Raw genomic sequence first — 14,651 nt, 5'->3', positions numbered from 1 at the left:
TATGGCCAGTCTGAGGGCCGGGTTCACGATCGATTTAAGCCCGGCTGGCAGCCTGTGCGCATGCGCAAGCCCCTGTTCGCACTTCCTGCGGCACTCGTCTGCCTCGTGCTCGTCGCGGGCGGCAGTGCCACGGCGCAGCCCGCCGATCCCGCCGAGACCCGCCGCCTGCGCGAAGCCGTGCAGCGCGGTGAACTCGCTTCGCTCGATTCGATCCTCGAGGACGCCCAGCGCCGCGTGCCGGGTCGCGTGGTCGACATCGAGTTCGATCTCGACGACGACGAGTACGAGATCGAGATCCTCGACGCCAATGGCCGCGTGTGGGAGCTTGAGTACCGCGCCAGCACCGGCGAGTTCAAGGACATGGAGCAGGACTGATGCGCGTGCTGGTCGCCGAGGACGATGCCGAGCTGGCGCTGCGCGTCTGTGCCGCGCTGAAGGACGCCGGCTTCACCGCCGAACACTGCGCCGATGGCCGCGAGGCCGAGTTCCGCGGCGCCACCGAGGCCTATGCCGCCGCCGTGCTGGATCTCGGCCTGCCCTCGCTGGACGGCCTGTCGGTGCTGCACCGCTGGCGCGAGCAGGGCGTCAAGCTGCCGGTGCTGGTCCTGACCGCGCGCGGTCGCTGGCACGACAAGCTGGCCGGCTTCAACGCCGGTGCCGATGACTACCTGACCAAACCCTTCCTGCTCGACGAAGTGGTGCTGCGGGTGCGCGCCCTGATCCGCCGCGCCAGCGGCCACGCCAGCCCGGTGCTGGAGTGCGGCCCACTGAGCCACGACGTCAACGCCGGCCGCTTTGCCCTCGACGGCGCCAGCCTCAGCCTGACCGCCCAGGAGTCGCGCATCCTCGGCTACCTGCTGCACAACGTCGGCCGCATCGTCAGCCGCGGCGAACTGGGCGAACACGTCTACGAAGGCGGCCACGACCCCGACTCGAACGTGCTCGACGTGCTGGTCGGGCGCATCCGCAGGAAGATCGGCCCCGGCCTGCTGCACACCCACCGCGGCCAGGGCTTCCGGCTCGAAGCTGAGGCTGAAGCTGGCGCGGACGCTGGCGAATGAACCTGGCCGGGCGCTCGCTGCGCGCCCGCCTGCTGCGGGTGGGCCTGCTCGGCGGCGTGCTTCTGAGCCTGCTGGCCGCCTGGCTGCTCGGCGAAGCCTTCCGGGTGATCGCCGAGCGCGGCCAGCTGCGCATCCTCGAACAGGAGCTGGCCGGCATCGTCGGTCGCCTCGAAGCGCGGCCCGACGGCAGCCTCGGCATGCGCGACCGCCCGGGCGACCCCGACTACGAGCGCGTGTTCTCCGGCCGCTACTGGCAGGCCGGCGAGGACGGCAGCGGCTTCACCTCGCGCTCGCTGTGGGATTTCCGCGCAGTCTTCGCCACGCTTGCGGGCCCACAGGCGGCAGTCGAGCGCATCGACGGGCCCACGGGCCAGGCGCTGCTCACCCTGCGCCAGCGCGTGCAGGTGCCACGCGTGCGCCTGCCGGTCGAGGTCTGGGTCGGCCTCGATGAGGGCCCGCTGCGCGAGGACGTGCAGCGCTTCCGCGGCCTGACCCTGGTCGCCACGGCACTGCTGTTCCTGCTGCTGGCCGCACTGCTGGCCGTGCAGGTGCGGCTGGGCCTGCGCCCCTTGAAGCGCCTCGCCGCTGAGGTCGAGCAGGTGCGCCGCGGCGCGCGCGCGCGCATCGGCCGCGAGGGCCTGCCCGCCGAGCTCGGTCCGCTGGTGGCTCATCTCGACGAACTGCTGGAGCATCACGAACGCTCGGTGCAGCGTGCGCGCCACGCCGCCGCCGACCTCGCGCATGCGCTGAAGACGCCCCTTGCCGCGCTCGACGCCGCCGCCCAGCGGCCCGGCCCCGAGCTCGCGGTGACCGTGCGCGAACAGAGCGCGCGCATGCAGGCGGCGGTGTCACGCCAACTGCAGGCCGGCGTGGCTCGCGACTTCCGCGCGCGCAGCGAGCTCGCGCCCGTCGCGGCGACGCTGATCGAACTGATGCGGCGCATCCACGCCGATCGCAACATTCGGATCGACGCCCACATCGAGCCGAACCTGCAGCTGCCCTACGCCGAGGATGACCTGCAGGAACTGCTCGGCAACTTGCTCGACAACGCCTGCAAGTGGGCGCGCACGGCGGTGCAGCTCAGCGCGGGCAGCGCACCCGCGACGCTCTGGCTGCAGCTCGACGACGACGGCCCCGGCCTGAGTGAGGACGCGGCCGGCGCCGTGCGCCAGCGCGGCGTGCGCCTCGACGAGCGGGTGCCCGGCTCGGGGCTCGGCCTCGCCATCGTCGAGGACCTGCTCGAGGCCGCCGGCGGCCGACTGCAGCTGCTGCGCTCGGATCTCGGCGGCCTGCGGGCGCGGATCGAGATCGATCGCGTGCATTGAGGCCGCCTTGGACGAACGCGCCACGTCCCGGATCGGCGGTGACGCTTACCGTGCTTCGCGGACGCGGTGGGTGGGTCCGGTGAGCAGCAGGCGCGGCCAACGTCGCCTGGTGCTCCGCAAGCGCGGCTTGCTTGGGTTGGTGCGACAGAAGCGCAGCCTACTTCGACTTGTGCGCCACAGGCGCACCCTACTCGCAATATCTGGCGCATCGCGCAGGAACACCCCGTCGGCGACGCGCTGGTGAATCGCATACGTAGGGTGCGCGTGTCGCGCACCTGCATGAGCATCCGAGAAGCACGCCTAGCCGCGCGATCCGGGGAAGCCGTCCCTCAGTAGCTGCCCATGTAGTCACGCTTGCCGATCTCCACGCCGCCATGGCGCAGCAGGGCATAGGCCGTGGTGACATGGAAGAAGAACTGCGGCAGGCCGTAGGACAGCAGATAGGCCTGGCCGCTCAGCGTGCGCTCCTTGGGCGTGCCGGGGCGGAGCACGATCTCGCGGCCCTCGCTGCCCTCGAAGGCGGCGGCGTCGAGGCTGTCGAGAAAAGCCAGCGTGCTGGCGATGCGCTGCTGCAGCTCGTCGAAGCTCTGCTCGGTATCCGGCGCGCTCGGCACCTCGACCCCGGCCAGACGCGCGGCCACGCTGCGCGCGAAGTCGGTGGCGATCTGCACCTGGCGCAGCAGCGGGAACATGTCCGGGAACAGCCGCGCCTGCAGCAGGGCCGGCGGGTCGATCTTGCGGGCGGCGGCGTGTTCCGCGGCCTTGGTGAGGACACCGCTCAAACCGCCGAGCAGCTGCTTGAAGACCGGGATCGAGGCGACGTACATGGGCTGCTGCATGGGGAGACTCCTGCGAAAGGGAGCCGATGTTAGCCCCTGCCGGCGCGACGGGCTGCGCGCCTCTCGCCGCGGCTGGCCATGGAAGGCGGCGTCTGAGGCGATTCGCGCAGTCGGCATCGCGCGATTCGCCGCCGCCTGCGATCATGGCGCATGTCGACCTTCCAAGAACTTGAGCTCATCCCTGCCCTGCGGCAGGCCATCGAAGCCGCGGGCTTCCACACGCCCACGCCGATCCAGGCCCTGGCCCTGCCGCCGATCCTTGCGCGCGCCGACGTGCTGGCGCAGGCGCCCACCGGCAGCGGCAAGACCGCGGCCTTCGGGCTCGGCCTGCTGCAGCGGCTGGATGCCACCGCCATCCGCACCCAGGCCCTGGTGCTGTGCCCGACCCGCGAGCTGGCCGACCAGGTCGGCAAGGAGCTGCGGCGGCTGGCGATGGCGATTCCCAACGTCAAGATCAGCCTGTTCACCGGCGGCGTGGCGCTGGGCCCGCAGCTGGCTTCGCTGACCCACGCGCCACACATCGTGGTCGGCACACCCGGCCGCGTGCAGGAGCTGCTGCAAAAGCGCGCGCTGGATCTGTCGACGATCGAGGTGCTGGTGCTGGACGAGGCCGACCGCATGCTCGACATGGGCTTCGAAAAGTCGATCAAGGACATCGTCAGGCGCCTGCCGAAGGCACGGCAGAGCCTGCTGTTCTCGGCCACCTGGCCCGAGGAGATCCGCGCGCTTGCGAAGGACAGCCTGCGTGAGCCGGTGGAGGTTTCGATCGAGGGCGAGGCACACGCACCGGACATCGACGCGCGCTTCTACGAGGTCGCGCTCGATGCCAAGCCCGCCGCCCTGATGGGCCTGCTGCTGCAGCTCAAGCCCGAGTCGGCCGTGGTGTTCTGCAATACCCGGCGCGATGTCGATGACGTCGCCACCGCGCTGGCCAACGCCGGCTTCTCCGCCGCCGCCCTGCATGGCGACATGGAGCAGCGCGACCGCGACGAGGTGCTGGTGATGTTCGCCAATCGCTCGCTGGGCGTGCTGGTCGCCAGCGACGTCGCCGCGCGCGGGCTCGACGTCAAGGACCTCGCCTGCGTGGTCAACTACGAGCTGCCGCACGAGGCGGATGTCTATGTCCACCGCAGCGGCCGCACCGCCCGCGCCGGAGGCAGCGGGCTGGTGCTGAACCTCGTCACTTCGCGCGAGATGCCGCGCGCGCAGGCCATCGAAGCCGGCCGCGGCGAGCCGATCCGCTGGAACCGCGCGCCGCTGAATGCGCGCCCGACCGACGCGCCCAAGCCCGCCATGCGCACCCTGCGCATCGACGCCGGCCGCACCGACAAGCTGCGGCCGGGCGACATCCTCGGTGCGCTCACGGGCGCCGCTGGCTTGAAGGCTGACGCGATCGGCAAGATCGATGTGTTTCCGACGCGCAGCTACGTGGCGGTGCGCGCGGATGTGCTGAAGGCGGCGATCGCCGGGCTGCAGGCCGGCAAGATCAAGGGGCGCAGCTTCCGGGTGCGGGCGATGTGAGGCGGGTGGGCGTCAGCATTCGAGCTCATGGTGGGCCAGGGCCCACCCTATGGGCTCAGGGGGAATCAAGGGGCGAAGTTTCCGGGTGCACGCGATGAGAGACGCGCGCATCAACGTTCGAGCTCATGGTGGGCCAGGGCCCACCCTACGCGAGTCGTCTTGTTCGCCACGCCGATGATCTGAATAGGGTGGGCCCTGGCCCACCGTAGCCTCCCCAACCGCCTCGCGCGTGCCTGTGCGGCAAACGTCTCACCGATGCTGGTCGATCAGCACCGGATTGCCGTCCGGGTCGATCACCACGAGGTGTCCCGGCCCGGTCGTGTCGGGCTTGACCTCGGTGGCGAGTTCGAGGTCCTGCGCCTTCAGCTGCCGCTCGATCTCGCGCACGTCGTCGAACGTCGGCAGCGGCTGCGCCTCGCTGTCCCAGCCCGGGTTGAAGGTCAGCATGTTCCGCTCGAACATGCCCTGGAACAGGCCGACCAGGGTGCTGCCGTTCTTCATGATCAGCCAGTTCTGCGCCTGGTCGCCGCCGAACACGCTGAAGCCGAGTTTCTCGTAGAAGGCGCGCGAGGCGCCGATGTCGCGGACGTTGAGGCTCACGGAAAATGCACCGAGCTGCATGGCGGGACTCCTGCGATTGAGGCGGGTGTGCACGGGGTGAACGCGGCCGCGACAGCATGCGCGCCGGCGCGCGCCCATGCACGTCCCCGCCGCAGCTGCGATCATGTGCGCCCTTCGCGTCACCGGATCCCCCCGCCCCATGCGCCTCAACAAACACATCGCCGACACCGGCTACTGCTCGCGCCGCGAGGCCGACCGGCTGATCGCCGCCGGGCGCATCACGGTCAACGGCCAGCGCGGCGGCATCGGCACCGAGGTCGGCGAAGGCGACGAAGTGCTGCTGGACGGCCGCCCGCTGCCCAAGCGCGAAGAGAAGCGCGGTCGCAGGCATGTCTACATCGCGCTGTACAAACCGGTCGGTATCACCTGCACCACCGACACCGAGGTCAAAGGCAACATCGTCGACTTCGTCGGCCACGAGCAGCGGATCTTTCCGATCGGCCGCCTCGACAAGGACAGCGAGGGCCTGATCCTGCTGACCAGCAACGGCGACATCGTCAACGAGATCCTGCGCGCCGAGAACCGCCACGAGAAGGAATACCTGGTCGGGGTCAACAACCCGGTGACGCCGGAGTTCCTGACCGGCATGGCCCGCGGCGTGCGCGTGCACGGGCAGATGACCCTGCCCTGCCGCACCTCGCGGCTGGCCAAGTACGGCTTCCGCATCGTGCTGACGCAAGGCCTGAACCGGCAGATCCGCCTGATGGCCGCGGCCTTCGGCTATCGCGTCAAGGAGCTGCGCCGGGTGCGCATCGACAACATCAAGCTCGGCGTGCTGAAGCCCGGCCAGTGGCGCAACCTCACCGACGCCGAGCTGCGCGGGCTGATCCCCGGCCGCACGGACTGGTAACCATGCGCGAAAAGCAGCGCATCGCCATCGACATGGACGAGGTGGTGGCCGACTCGCTCGGCCGCTTCCTCGCGATCTACGAGCGCGAGTACGGCGAGCGCATCGAGCGCGCCAGCCTGGCCGGCCGCCATCTGTTCGAGGCGGTGCCGATCGAGCGCCGCGACGCGGTGCGCGCCTATCCGCACCGCGAGGAGTTCTTCCACGATCTCGACGTGATCGAGGGCAGCGTCGAGGTCGTGCGCGAGCTCAACGAACGCTACGAGATCTTCTTCGCCACCGCGGCGATGGAGTATCCGAACTCCTTCCTGCCGAAATACCACTGGCTGCACCAGCACTTCCCCTTCGTGCCCTGGCGCAACTTCATCTACTGTGGCGACAAGTCGGCGGTCTGCGCCGATTTCCTGATCGACGACCACAGCCGCAACTTCACCGGCTTCCGCGGCCAGGGCCTGCTGTTCAGCGCGCCGCACAATCTCCTGGAAGACGCCCCGGTCCGCGTCCGCGACTGGGCGGACGTACGCCGCCGCTTTGCTCTCTGAGGGGCCTCATGGAACCGGTCACCGTTCTCGGCCTCTGCGCCGCCTTCTGCACCAGCGTGGCCTTCCTGCCGCAGGTGGTGCGTAACTTCCGCCGGCGCAGCGCAGGCGATCTGTCGCTGGTCAGCTTCAGCGTCTTCAGCCTGGGCGTACTGCTCTGGCTCGGCTACGGCATCGTCCTGAACGACCTGCCCATCATCCTGTCGAACGTGTTCACCCTCAGCGTGAACCTGATCAACCTGGGCCAGGTGGTGTGGTACCGGCGACATCCCGGCGCGGCGCGACCCGCTGATTGAGCGGCGACGCACGATGCCGATCACCACTCAGGATGGCACGCGAAGCACCAGGATTCCGCTAGGCAGCCTGCCCCGCGGCATGCCCTGACGCCCAGGCCCACTGCAAGTTGTAGCCGCCCAGCCAGCCGGTGACGTCCATCACTTCGCCGACGAAATACAGCCCGGGGCAGAGCTTCGATTCCATCGTGCTGGACGACAACTCGCGGGTGTCGACCCCGCCCAGCGTGACCTCGGCGGTGCGATAGCCCTCGGTGCCGCTGGCGATGAGCGGGTAGCGCTGCAGGGCGTCGGCGATCTGCTGCAGCGCTTTCGGGTTGAACTGGCGCATCGGCCGGCTCTCGAAGTTCTCCTCGCACAGGCGCTGGGCGAGTCGCTTGGGCAGCAACTCGGCCAGCACGGTGCGCAGCTCGGCGGCCGGACGCGCCTCGCGCAGTGCCTTGAGCCGAGCGAAGGCATCCTCGCCGGGCAGCAGATCGAGCGTCAGCGGCTCGCCCGGCTGCCAGTAGGAGGAGATCTGCAGGATCGCCGGCCCGCTGATGCCGCGATGGGTGATCAGCATGGCGTTGCTGAAGCTCTGCTTGCCCGCCGTCACCGTGATCGGCAGGGCGACGCCGGCGAGATCCTGCATGCGCTCGGCATGAGTGCCGCTGAGCGTGAGCGGCACCAGGCCGGCGCGGGTCGGCAGCACGCTGTGGCCAAACTGCTTCGCCAATGCATAGCCAAAGCCGCTCGCGCCCATGCTGGGAATCGACAGACCGCCGCTGGCCACCACCAGCGTCGGCGCTTCGAACACGCCTTGGGTGGTGCGCAGGCGGAAGCCCGCGTCGGTCTTCTCGACGGCTTCGATCGAGCACTGCGTGCGGATGTCGACGCCGGCCGCTGCGCACTCGTCGAGCAGCATGCGCACGATCTGCTTGGACGATTCATCACAGAACAGCTGGCCCAGCTCTTTCTCGTGATAGGCGATGCCGTGGCGCTCGACCATGGCGATGAAATGCTCGGGCCGGTAGCGCGCCAGCGCCGACTTGCAGAAATGCGGGTTGGCCGAGAGGAAGTTCTCCGGGCGCGCGCCGGTGTTGGTGAAATTGCAGCGTCCGCCACCGGACATCAGGATCTTCTTGCCGCAGCGGTTGGCGTGCTCGATCACCCGCACGCGCTTGCCGCGCTGGCCGGCGGTGAGCGCACAGAACAGTCCAGCGGCGCCGCCGCCGATGACCAGCACATCAAGGGCATCGACCTCAGCCACGCGTGGCTGCCTGCAGCAGCACCGGCGTCACCGTGACGCTGGCGCTTTCGCTCATCAGCTGCACCTCGCCCTCCTGCACGATGCACTGCAGGCGCATGCCGCGCGCCAGCAGGCCCGCCAGGGCTTCGGCGCTGCCGGCCGGCAGCTCGATCACTTCGAGGTTGGCGCAGCGCGAGAGCGCGCTGGCGTTCTTTTCCCACCAGATCTGGAAGGCGCGACCGCTGTAGCCGATCAGGCTGACCTTGCGCGCGCGGCCGCAGGCGCGACGGATCGCCGCTTCCTCGGGCTGGCCCAGCTCGATCCAATGCTCGATTTCGCCGGTCAGCGACTTGAGCCACAGGTCCGGCTCGCCGTCGGCGCTCAGGCCGCGGCCGAACTCCAGCCGCTCCTGCGCGAACAGGGCGAAGGCGAACAGCCGCACCATCAGGCGCGCATCGGTCTCGGACGGATGCTGCGCGAGGGTCAGGCTGTGGCTGGCGTAGTAGTGCCGGTCGAGATCGCTGATTTCGAGCTCGGCGCGATGGACGGTGGCTTTGAGCGCCATGGGGATCCGCTGCATGTCGGGGCGCGCAGTGTAGGCCGACCGAAAGCCCCAGCCCACCGGGCCGAGGCGACGAACGGCTGGGACAACGCCCGCGACGTGCACCCCTGAGCACTCACCGAGCGCCGCCGGACGAAGGATCGCCCCGCGGCGCCGGCATCTCCCGCCACTGAACCCCGGGCGCGCCATGCAGTCGCGCCCGCAGCGAGTCGCTCGACGCCACCGGGAGCGCCACGCGACTCCTTGAATCTCTTTCAAGGAGTGTCCCCATGTTTCCACGCTTCAGCATCCACGCCGACCGGGTCGTCCCGATCCTCGACCAGCTCCGGCCCAAACTCAGCCTGCTGCGCACGCAGAACATCCTGATCCTGGTCGACGGCGGCATCGCGCTGAGCTCCACCGCCGGCGATTTCGGCATCGGCAAGATCGCTGCGATCGTCGATGGCGCCGACTTCGGCTTCGCCCGCACGCGCGTGGTGCTGGCCACCCGCGACGGCCCGCAGGCCAAGGCCGCGCTCAGCGAGGCCCAGCGCCTGCAGCAGGCCACCTACACCGGCTTCCGCTTCGACCAGACCGAGGCGGGCGGCGGCCGCAGCATCGATCTGTTCGACCAGATCTGGTGCTTCGGCATCCGTCCACTCATCCACAATCCGACGCTGCAGGACGACGCCCAGATCACCGCCGCCGGCAACAATCCGACCTCGGACACGGAGGCCGCCGTGCTGCGCACCTGGATGGACCAGCGCATGGGCGGCCTGCTGGCGATGGGCGATCACGCCATCCTCGGCGCCAGCATGTGCAGCAACATCCCGCGGGTTCGCCGCATGCGCCGTTGGAAGGCCGCGGAATCGGTGCCGCACCGGACCGGCAGCAGCCGCCACGACACCAATCGCCCGGCCAGCGCCGCGCAGACCTGGCATCCGGTCAGCAATCCCAGTCCGGCGATAATCCCGAATGGCGTCGAACGGGACGCCAATCCGCAGCCGCTGGAGTGGGTGCCGGAATCGAGCTTCGTGCGCGGGCTGCGTGTGTTCAAGCGCCCGCATCCGATCCTCTGCCATCCCCAGCACGGGCCGATCGACGTGTTTCCCGATCATCCGCACGAAGGCTGGTGCTACGACACCGACGAGATCACCGATCCGCAGGGCGATTTCCCGCAGACCGGCGCGAACCCGCCGATGCCGCGCGCGATCGCCCATGTGCGCAGCCTGCCCGACCCGCCCTGGAACCTGGACAAGGGCGACCAGCCCGGGCGCAAGTTCGCCGCCATCACCATCTACGACGGCCAGCGCGTCAATCTGGGGCGCGTGGTGGTCGATTCCACCTGGCACCACTGGTTCGACATGAACCTCGCGGGCCTGGAGGCCGAGAACGGGGTCGAGTGGGCGAAGGTCCGCCGCTACTTCGTCAACGTCGCGATCTGGCTGGCCAAGCCGGGCTGGCGCTCGCGCATGCTGGAGCCGGCCATCGCCGCCCTGCCCTTCAGCTATGCCTACCTGCAGGAGCTCGATGCGCGCATGCCCACGGTCGAGCTGGGGCGCAGCTTCGCCGAGTACCTGTACCCGCTGCTCGGGCCCTGCCAGGTCAGCGAGTGGCTGTTCGACCTGGTGTTCGAGGTTCCGCGCCTGGCCGATTTCTGGCGCTTCCGCTGGCCGCGCCCCGACCCCTGCCTCAGCTGTCCGCCGTGGCCCTTGCTGGAGGACTACCTGCTCGGCCACATCGCACGCGCGGCACTCCGTCGCGCCGATCACGTGCATCAGCAGCTGGCGCGCAGCGGCAAGATCGAAGTGGGCGATCTCGATCCCGATGGCGTGCTGGACGAGGCGCGTCGCGCCCTGTTCGAGGGCATGGGCGAGCTGGCGGCCGACTGGCAGCGCTCGCTGGACTACAGCCAGGGCCTGCTCAAGGAGCTGGCGGCCTTCGCCAAGGCGCCGCTGAAGAGCGCCGACTGAAAAGTCGACAGCCCCGCACGCGCCGCTGGCCGTGTGGGGCTGCTGTTGCGACGCAGCGCGATGCGCGACGGCGGACTTGCTAGCCTCCCGGCCTGTCGCCTGTCGGATCACGCCATGCACGAGCCCGCGCCGCCTGCAGCCCCGGAGCCCGCCGCCACCGACGACCGCCCCTTCGTCGTGCCCTGCACGGACCTGCATCCCTTCGCGCCCCTGCGCTGGCTGCGGCTGGGCTGGCGCGACCTGTGCGCCGCGCCGGGCTTGAGCGCAGTGTTCGGCCTCGTCATCGTCGCGGTCAGCATTGCCGTCTCGGCGCTGGCCTGGTCGCTGGGCCGCTTCGCCCTGCTGGCGACCCTGCTCTCGGGCTTCGTCTTCATCGCGCCGCTGCTCGCGGTCGGCCTGTACTGCGTCAGCCGTGGCCTCGCTGCAGGGCGCAGGCCAACGCTGGCGGATTCCTTCACCCTGGCCCGCCGCGTGGTGGGTCAGGCCGGCGTGTTCGCGCTGGCGCAGCTGGTGATCCTGCTGGTCTGGTCGCGCGCCGGAATGATGGTCAATGCATTCTTTCCGGTGGACGCCAGCAACCTCCACGGCCTTCTGGAGTTCCTGCTGATCGGCTCGGCGGTGGGCTCGCTGTTCGCCGCGATCACCTTCGCCACGGCTGCCTTTTCGCTGCCGATGATCGCCGACCGTGAGGTCGACATGGTCACCGCCTGCGTGTCGAGTATCCATGCGGTGATGCGCAACAAGATCACCATGCTGGTCTGGGTCGGGCTGATCGTGGTGCTCACCGCGGTCGGCTTCGCCACCGCCTTCCTCGGCCTTGGGCTTGTCATGCCCTGGCTGGCCTACGCCGCCTGGCACGGCTATCGGGAGACGCTGGACGCGAGCAGCTGGCCAGCGCTCGACTGAAGGCGCGCCCGCGGCGGATGCGTCGACGACGCGCGCCGACCTCGGCAGGATTCAGCCCACGCCCTTCGCCGCCACGGAGATGACCGCCATGCGCCACGCCTCATCGCTGCTGCTCCTGCTCCTGTGCGCACTGCTGGCCGCCTGCGCCAGCACACCCAGGACCGCATCTGCGCCCACGCCGAAGCCGATGCCCTCGGCCCAGCCTGGTGCACTCAGCTTCGAGCGCATCGTGGTCAGCGCCCAGCCCACGGCCGACGACCTGCGGCAGTGGAGCGAGCGCGGCGTCAGCACCGTGCTGAACCTGCGCACGCCCGAGGAGATGGCCGACCGCAGCCGCGTGCCTTTCGACGAGGCCGCGCTCGCCGCCGAACTGGGGCTCGACTATCGCGCCCATCCGATTGACGGCAAGGCGCACCCTTTCAGCCCCGCGGCGGTCGACGCCTTCGCCGAGGCCCTGGCCAGGTCCGAGGGCAAGCTGCTGGTGCACTGCGCGACCGGCGTGCGCGCGGGCTGGCTGTACGCCGCCTATGCGGTCAAGCATCAGGGCGTGAGCCCAGAGGATGCCCTGCGCTCGCTGGCGCCGCTGGGCCACTGGCCGCTGCCACTGGAGCAGATGACCGGCCTGCCGCTGCGGCTGGAGCTCAAGAGCGACGACGAAGACTGAAAGCGGATCAGTGGCATCCGTCCATCGCTGCCGCCGCTGGCTGTCCAAGGCGAGACGCGCGGGAGTGGCGATCCTGCGTGCAGAGTCTGCGCATCCCTGGCGGAACCGCTCAGAGATCGAGCAGGTCGCGGACCGGCGACACCAGCCCCGAGGCCCGCCACAGCGCGTCAAGCGCCTGGCCCTGTACCGGATCGATGAAGTCCGGCGCAAGATCGACCAGCGGTTTCAGGACGAAGGCGAACTTCAGCTCCGGCCGCGGCAGCTTGAGGTTGCCTGGGCCTTCCAGCACGCGATCCTCGAAGTAGACGATGTCGACGTCGAGCGTGCGCGAGGAGAAACGCGGCACGTCGCGGCGGCGGCCATTGACGTCTTCCAGCGCATGCAGCCAGTCGTTGAGCGCAAACGGGTCGAGGTCGCTGTCGATCGCCGCCGCTGCATTGAGGAAATCCGGCCCCTCGAATCCGACGGCAGGCGTGCGATACACCGGCGAGAAGTGGGCGCCGGGAAAGCGCTGGCGCAGGGCATCAGCCGCGGCGCGCAGATAGTGCTCGGGCTGCTGGTTGCTGCCCAGGCTGAGCAGGGCGAGGCTCATGCCGCAGCGTCGGTGCGGCTGCGCTCGATCAGCACGCCCACCGCGCGCGCACCGCGCACCGCCCCCGGCTTCGAGAGCTTCAGGCGTACGTGGCTGACTTTGAACTCGTCGAGGATGATCGCCGCACAGCGCTCGGCAAGCGTTTCCACGAGGCCGAAGCTCGACTCGCCGACGAACTGCATCAGGCGCTTGCTGACGGCTTTGTAATCAAGGGTGTCGCGGATGTCGTCGGACGCCGCCGGCACGCGGTTGTCGAAGGCCATTTCGATATCCAGCACGATCGGCTGGCGGATGCGCCGCTCCCAGTCGTAGATGCCGATCAGGCACTCGATCTCGAGCGCCTCGATGAAAACCTTGTCCATGCGGAGTCCTGATGTGGGAGCAAGCGGCGGGCGCGCCGACTCAAGCGGCCGGCAAGCCTGCCATATCCCAGCGTGGCCGCACGGTGAGCGCATCGGCATCGTGCTGGCCCGCCGCCAGCCGCAGGGCGCCGGCGAAGGCGATCATCGCGCCGTTGTCGGTGCAGAACTCCGGGCGCGGGAAACTCACTTTGACCTTGCGCCGCCGACTCAGCTCGTCGAGCCGCGCACGCAGGCGGCGGTTGGCGCCGACGCCGCCAGCCACCACCAGAGTCTTCGCGCCCGTCGCCTTCAGGGCACGCTCGCACTTGATCGCCAACGTCTCGACCACAGCCTCCTCGAAGCCGCGGGCGATGTCGGCACGGGTCTGCGCGCTCTGGTCCGACTGCTGCCAGGCCAGCAGCACCTGGGTCTTGAGGCCCGAGAAGCTGAACTCAAGACCAGGCCGGTCGGTCATCGGCCGCGAGAAGCTGTAGCGCGCGGGATCGCCGGATTCGGCCAGCTTCGCCAGCTCGGGGCCGCCCGGGTACGGCAGGCCCAGCAGCTTGGCGGTCTTGTCGAAGGCCTCGCCGGCGGCGTCGTCCAGGGTCTCGCCCAGCAGGCGGTACACGCCGATGCGCTCGACCTCGACCAGCTGGCTGTGCCCGCCCGAGACCAGCAGGGCCACGAAAGGCGGCTGCGGCGCGTCGGCCTCCAGCAGGGGCGCCAGCAGGTGGCCCTCCATGTGGTGCACGCCGATCGCCGGCAGACCCAGCGACCAGGCGATCGCCCGTCCCGTCGCCGCTCCTACCAGCAGGGCACCGACCAGGCCGGGGCCGGCGGTGTAGGCGACGCCATCGAGATCGGACATCCCCAGGCCGGCCTGGTCCAGGCAGCTGCGGATCAGCGGCAGCAGCTTGCGCACGTGGTCGCGACTGGCCAGCTCCGGCACCACCCCGCCGTAGTCGGCATGCAGGCGCACCTGGCTGTACAGGGCATGGCCCAGCAGGCCGCGTTCGTGGCTGTAGAGGGCCACGCCGGTCTCGTCGCAGGAGGTTTCGATGCCGAGCACATTCATGGGGCGAAAGATGCAGATCAGGCCCCGGATTGCAAGGGCGTTGGAAGGCCGCGTATCATACGCGGCTCCCCGCCCCCGCATTGCGCGCATCGACCGCGCGGGCAACTGTCGCGGGGGCCCACCGAATCAGCACCGGAGATCCCATGCCCAGCGTCAAAGTCCGCGAAAACGAGCCGTTCGAGTTTGCCCTGCGTCGCTTCAAGCGCACCTGCGAGAAGGCCGGCGTCCTCGCCGAGACCCGCAAGCGCGAGTTCTACGAGAAGCCGACCCAGGAGCGCAAGCGCA

18 protein-coding genes are annotated in these 14,651 nt (G+C 69.6%); 11 read left to right on the top strand and 7 right to left on the bottom strand.

Annotated elements, in window-relative coordinates:
* The first annotated feature begins 60 nt into the window (after nucleotides 1–60).
* From Q0654_RS06510 to Q0654_RS06500, 3 genes are read left to right on the top strand one after another with little or no spacing between them, the layout of a single operon-like run.
* Complete coding sequence (locus tag Q0654_RS06510) at nucleotides 61–375, top strand: PepSY domain-containing protein (RefSeq protein WP_298851738.1); 315 nt, start codon at nucleotides 61–63, stop codon at nucleotides 373–375.
* Entirely contained in the window at nucleotides 375–1,061 is a 687-nt protein-coding gene (locus tag Q0654_RS06505; RefSeq protein ID WP_298851737.1) for a response regulator transcription factor, read from the top strand. The genes Q0654_RS06510 and Q0654_RS06505 overlap by 1 nt, the downstream gene beginning before the upstream one ends.
* Nucleotides 1,058–2,386 carry a sensor histidine kinase gene (locus tag Q0654_RS06500; protein WP_298851736.1) on the top strand — a complete coding sequence of 443 codons (1,329 nt, stop codon included), beginning with the start codon at nucleotides 1,058–1,060 and terminating at the stop codon, nucleotides 2,384–2,386. Before Q0654_RS06505 ends, Q0654_RS06500 begins: the two co-directional genes overlap by 4 nt.
* A 329-nt stretch (nucleotides 2,387–2,715) precedes the next feature.
* Here Q0654_RS06500 and Q0654_RS06495 read toward each other — a convergent pair whose 3' ends face one another.
* Nucleotides 2,716–3,225, bottom strand: a complete 510-nt coding sequence (locus Q0654_RS06495; RefSeq protein ID WP_298851734.1) for a DUF1993 domain-containing protein — start codon at nucleotides 3,223–3,225, stop codon at nucleotides 2,716–2,718.
* Nucleotides 3,226–3,375: 150 nt separating this feature from the next.
* On the opposite strand from Q0654_RS06495, the gene dbpA reads away from it, so the two are divergent.
* Nucleotides 3,376–4,746, top strand: a complete 1,371-nt coding sequence (gene dbpA / locus Q0654_RS06490) for an ATP-dependent RNA helicase DbpA (protein ID WP_298851732.1) — start codon at nucleotides 3,376–3,378, stop codon at nucleotides 4,744–4,746.
* Between the two features lie 249 nt (nucleotides 4,747–4,995).
* Here dbpA and Q0654_RS06485 read toward each other — a convergent pair whose 3' ends face one another.
* A complete protein-coding gene (locus tag Q0654_RS06485) occupies nucleotides 4,996–5,367 on the bottom strand; it encodes a VOC family protein (RefSeq protein ID WP_298851730.1) in 372 nt (123 codons plus the stop codon).
* A gap of 139 nt (nucleotides 5,368–5,506) precedes the next feature.
* Here Q0654_RS06485 and Q0654_RS06480 point away from each other — a divergent pair, with 139 nt between their 5' ends.
* The 3 genes from Q0654_RS06480 to Q0654_RS06470 are packed head-to-tail and all read left to right on the top strand — an operon-like array spanning nucleotide 5,507 to nucleotide 7,049.
* Entirely contained in the window at nucleotides 5,507–6,217 is a 711-nt protein-coding gene (locus Q0654_RS06480; RefSeq protein ID WP_298851729.1) for a pseudouridine synthase, read from the top strand.
* A gap of 2 nt (nucleotides 6,218–6,219) precedes the next feature.
* A complete protein-coding gene (locus tag Q0654_RS06475; protein WP_298851727.1) occupies nucleotides 6,220–6,756 on the top strand; it encodes a hypothetical protein in 537 nt (178 codons plus the stop codon).
* 8 nt (nucleotides 6,757–6,764) lie between these two features.
* Complete coding sequence (locus Q0654_RS06470; RefSeq protein ID WP_298851724.1) at nucleotides 6,765–7,049, top strand: SemiSWEET transporter; 285 nt, start codon at nucleotides 6,765–6,767, stop codon at nucleotides 7,047–7,049.
* A 58-nt stretch (nucleotides 7,050–7,107) separates the two neighbouring features.
* Here the strand turns inward: Q0654_RS06470 and Q0654_RS06465 are convergent, their stop codons facing one another.
* Both Q0654_RS06465 and Q0654_RS06460 read right to left on the bottom strand, forming a co-directional pair.
* Entirely contained in the window at nucleotides 7,108–8,295 is a 1,188-nt protein-coding gene (locus Q0654_RS06465; protein WP_298851722.1) for an NAD(P)/FAD-dependent oxidoreductase, read from the bottom strand.
* The gene (locus Q0654_RS06460) at nucleotides 8,288–8,839 is read right to left on the bottom strand and encodes a YaeQ family protein (protein WP_298851721.1); all 552 of its coding nucleotides are present in this window, start codon (nucleotides 8,837–8,839) and stop codon (nucleotides 8,288–8,290) included. Before Q0654_RS06460 ends, Q0654_RS06465 begins: the two co-directional genes overlap by 8 nt.
* Nucleotides 8,840–9,105: 266 nt before the next feature.
* Between Q0654_RS06460 and Q0654_RS06455 the strand changes: the two genes are divergently transcribed.
* The 3 genes from Q0654_RS06455 (at nucleotide 9,106) to Q0654_RS06445 (ending at nucleotide 12,358) form a co-directional block, all read left to right on the top strand.
* A complete protein-coding gene (locus tag Q0654_RS06455; protein WP_298851720.1) occupies nucleotides 9,106–10,788 on the top strand; it encodes a hypothetical protein in 1,683 nt (560 codons plus the stop codon).
* 114 nt (nucleotides 10,789–10,902) lie between these two features.
* Entirely contained in the window at nucleotides 10,903–11,694 is a 792-nt protein-coding gene (locus Q0654_RS06450) for a DUF2189 domain-containing protein (RefSeq protein WP_298851718.1), read from the top strand.
* 88 nt (nucleotides 11,695–11,782) lie between these two features.
* Nucleotides 11,783–12,358: a sulfur transferase domain-containing protein gene (locus Q0654_RS06445; protein ID WP_298851716.1), complete on the top strand. Its 576-nt coding sequence runs from the start codon at nucleotides 11,783–11,785 to the stop codon at nucleotides 12,356–12,358.
* Nucleotides 12,359–12,467: 109 nt separating this feature from the next.
* On the opposite strand, the gene folK is transcribed toward Q0654_RS06445, so the two are convergent.
* The 3 genes from folK to tsaD are packed head-to-tail and all read right to left on the bottom strand — an operon-like array spanning nucleotide 12,468 to nucleotide 14,366.
* Entirely contained in the window at nucleotides 12,468–12,950 is a 483-nt protein-coding gene (folK, locus tag Q0654_RS06440) for a 2-amino-4-hydroxy-6-hydroxymethyldihydropteridine diphosphokinase (RefSeq protein WP_298851714.1), read from the bottom strand.
* Nucleotides 12,947–13,312 (bottom strand): dihydroneopterin aldolase, encoded by a 366-nt coding sequence (gene folB, locus Q0654_RS06435; RefSeq protein WP_298851712.1) that lies wholly within the window; start codon nucleotides 13,310–13,312, stop codon nucleotides 12,947–12,949. The genes folK and folB overlap by 4 nt, the downstream gene beginning before the upstream one ends.
* A gap of 40 nt (nucleotides 13,313–13,352) precedes the next feature.
* Entirely contained in the window at nucleotides 13,353–14,366 is a 1,014-nt protein-coding gene (gene tsaD, locus Q0654_RS06430; protein ID WP_298851709.1) for a tRNA (adenosine(37)-N6)-threonylcarbamoyltransferase complex transferase subunit TsaD, read from the bottom strand.
* A 143-nt stretch (nucleotides 14,367–14,509) separates the two neighbouring features.
* Between tsaD and rpsU the strand changes: the two genes are divergently transcribed.
* Nucleotides 14,510–14,651: 30S ribosomal protein S21 (rpsU, locus tag Q0654_RS06425; protein WP_298851938.1), on the top strand; the 142-nt coding region annotated here is incomplete at its 3' end.

The organism is uncultured Aquimonas sp., from assembly GCF_937888285.1.
In the GTDB taxonomy this organism is placed as follows: domain Bacteria; phylum Pseudomonadota; class Gammaproteobacteria; order Xanthomonadales; family Xanthomonadaceae; genus Aquimonas.
This window is presented reverse-complemented; position numbering and strand designations above follow the sequence as displayed.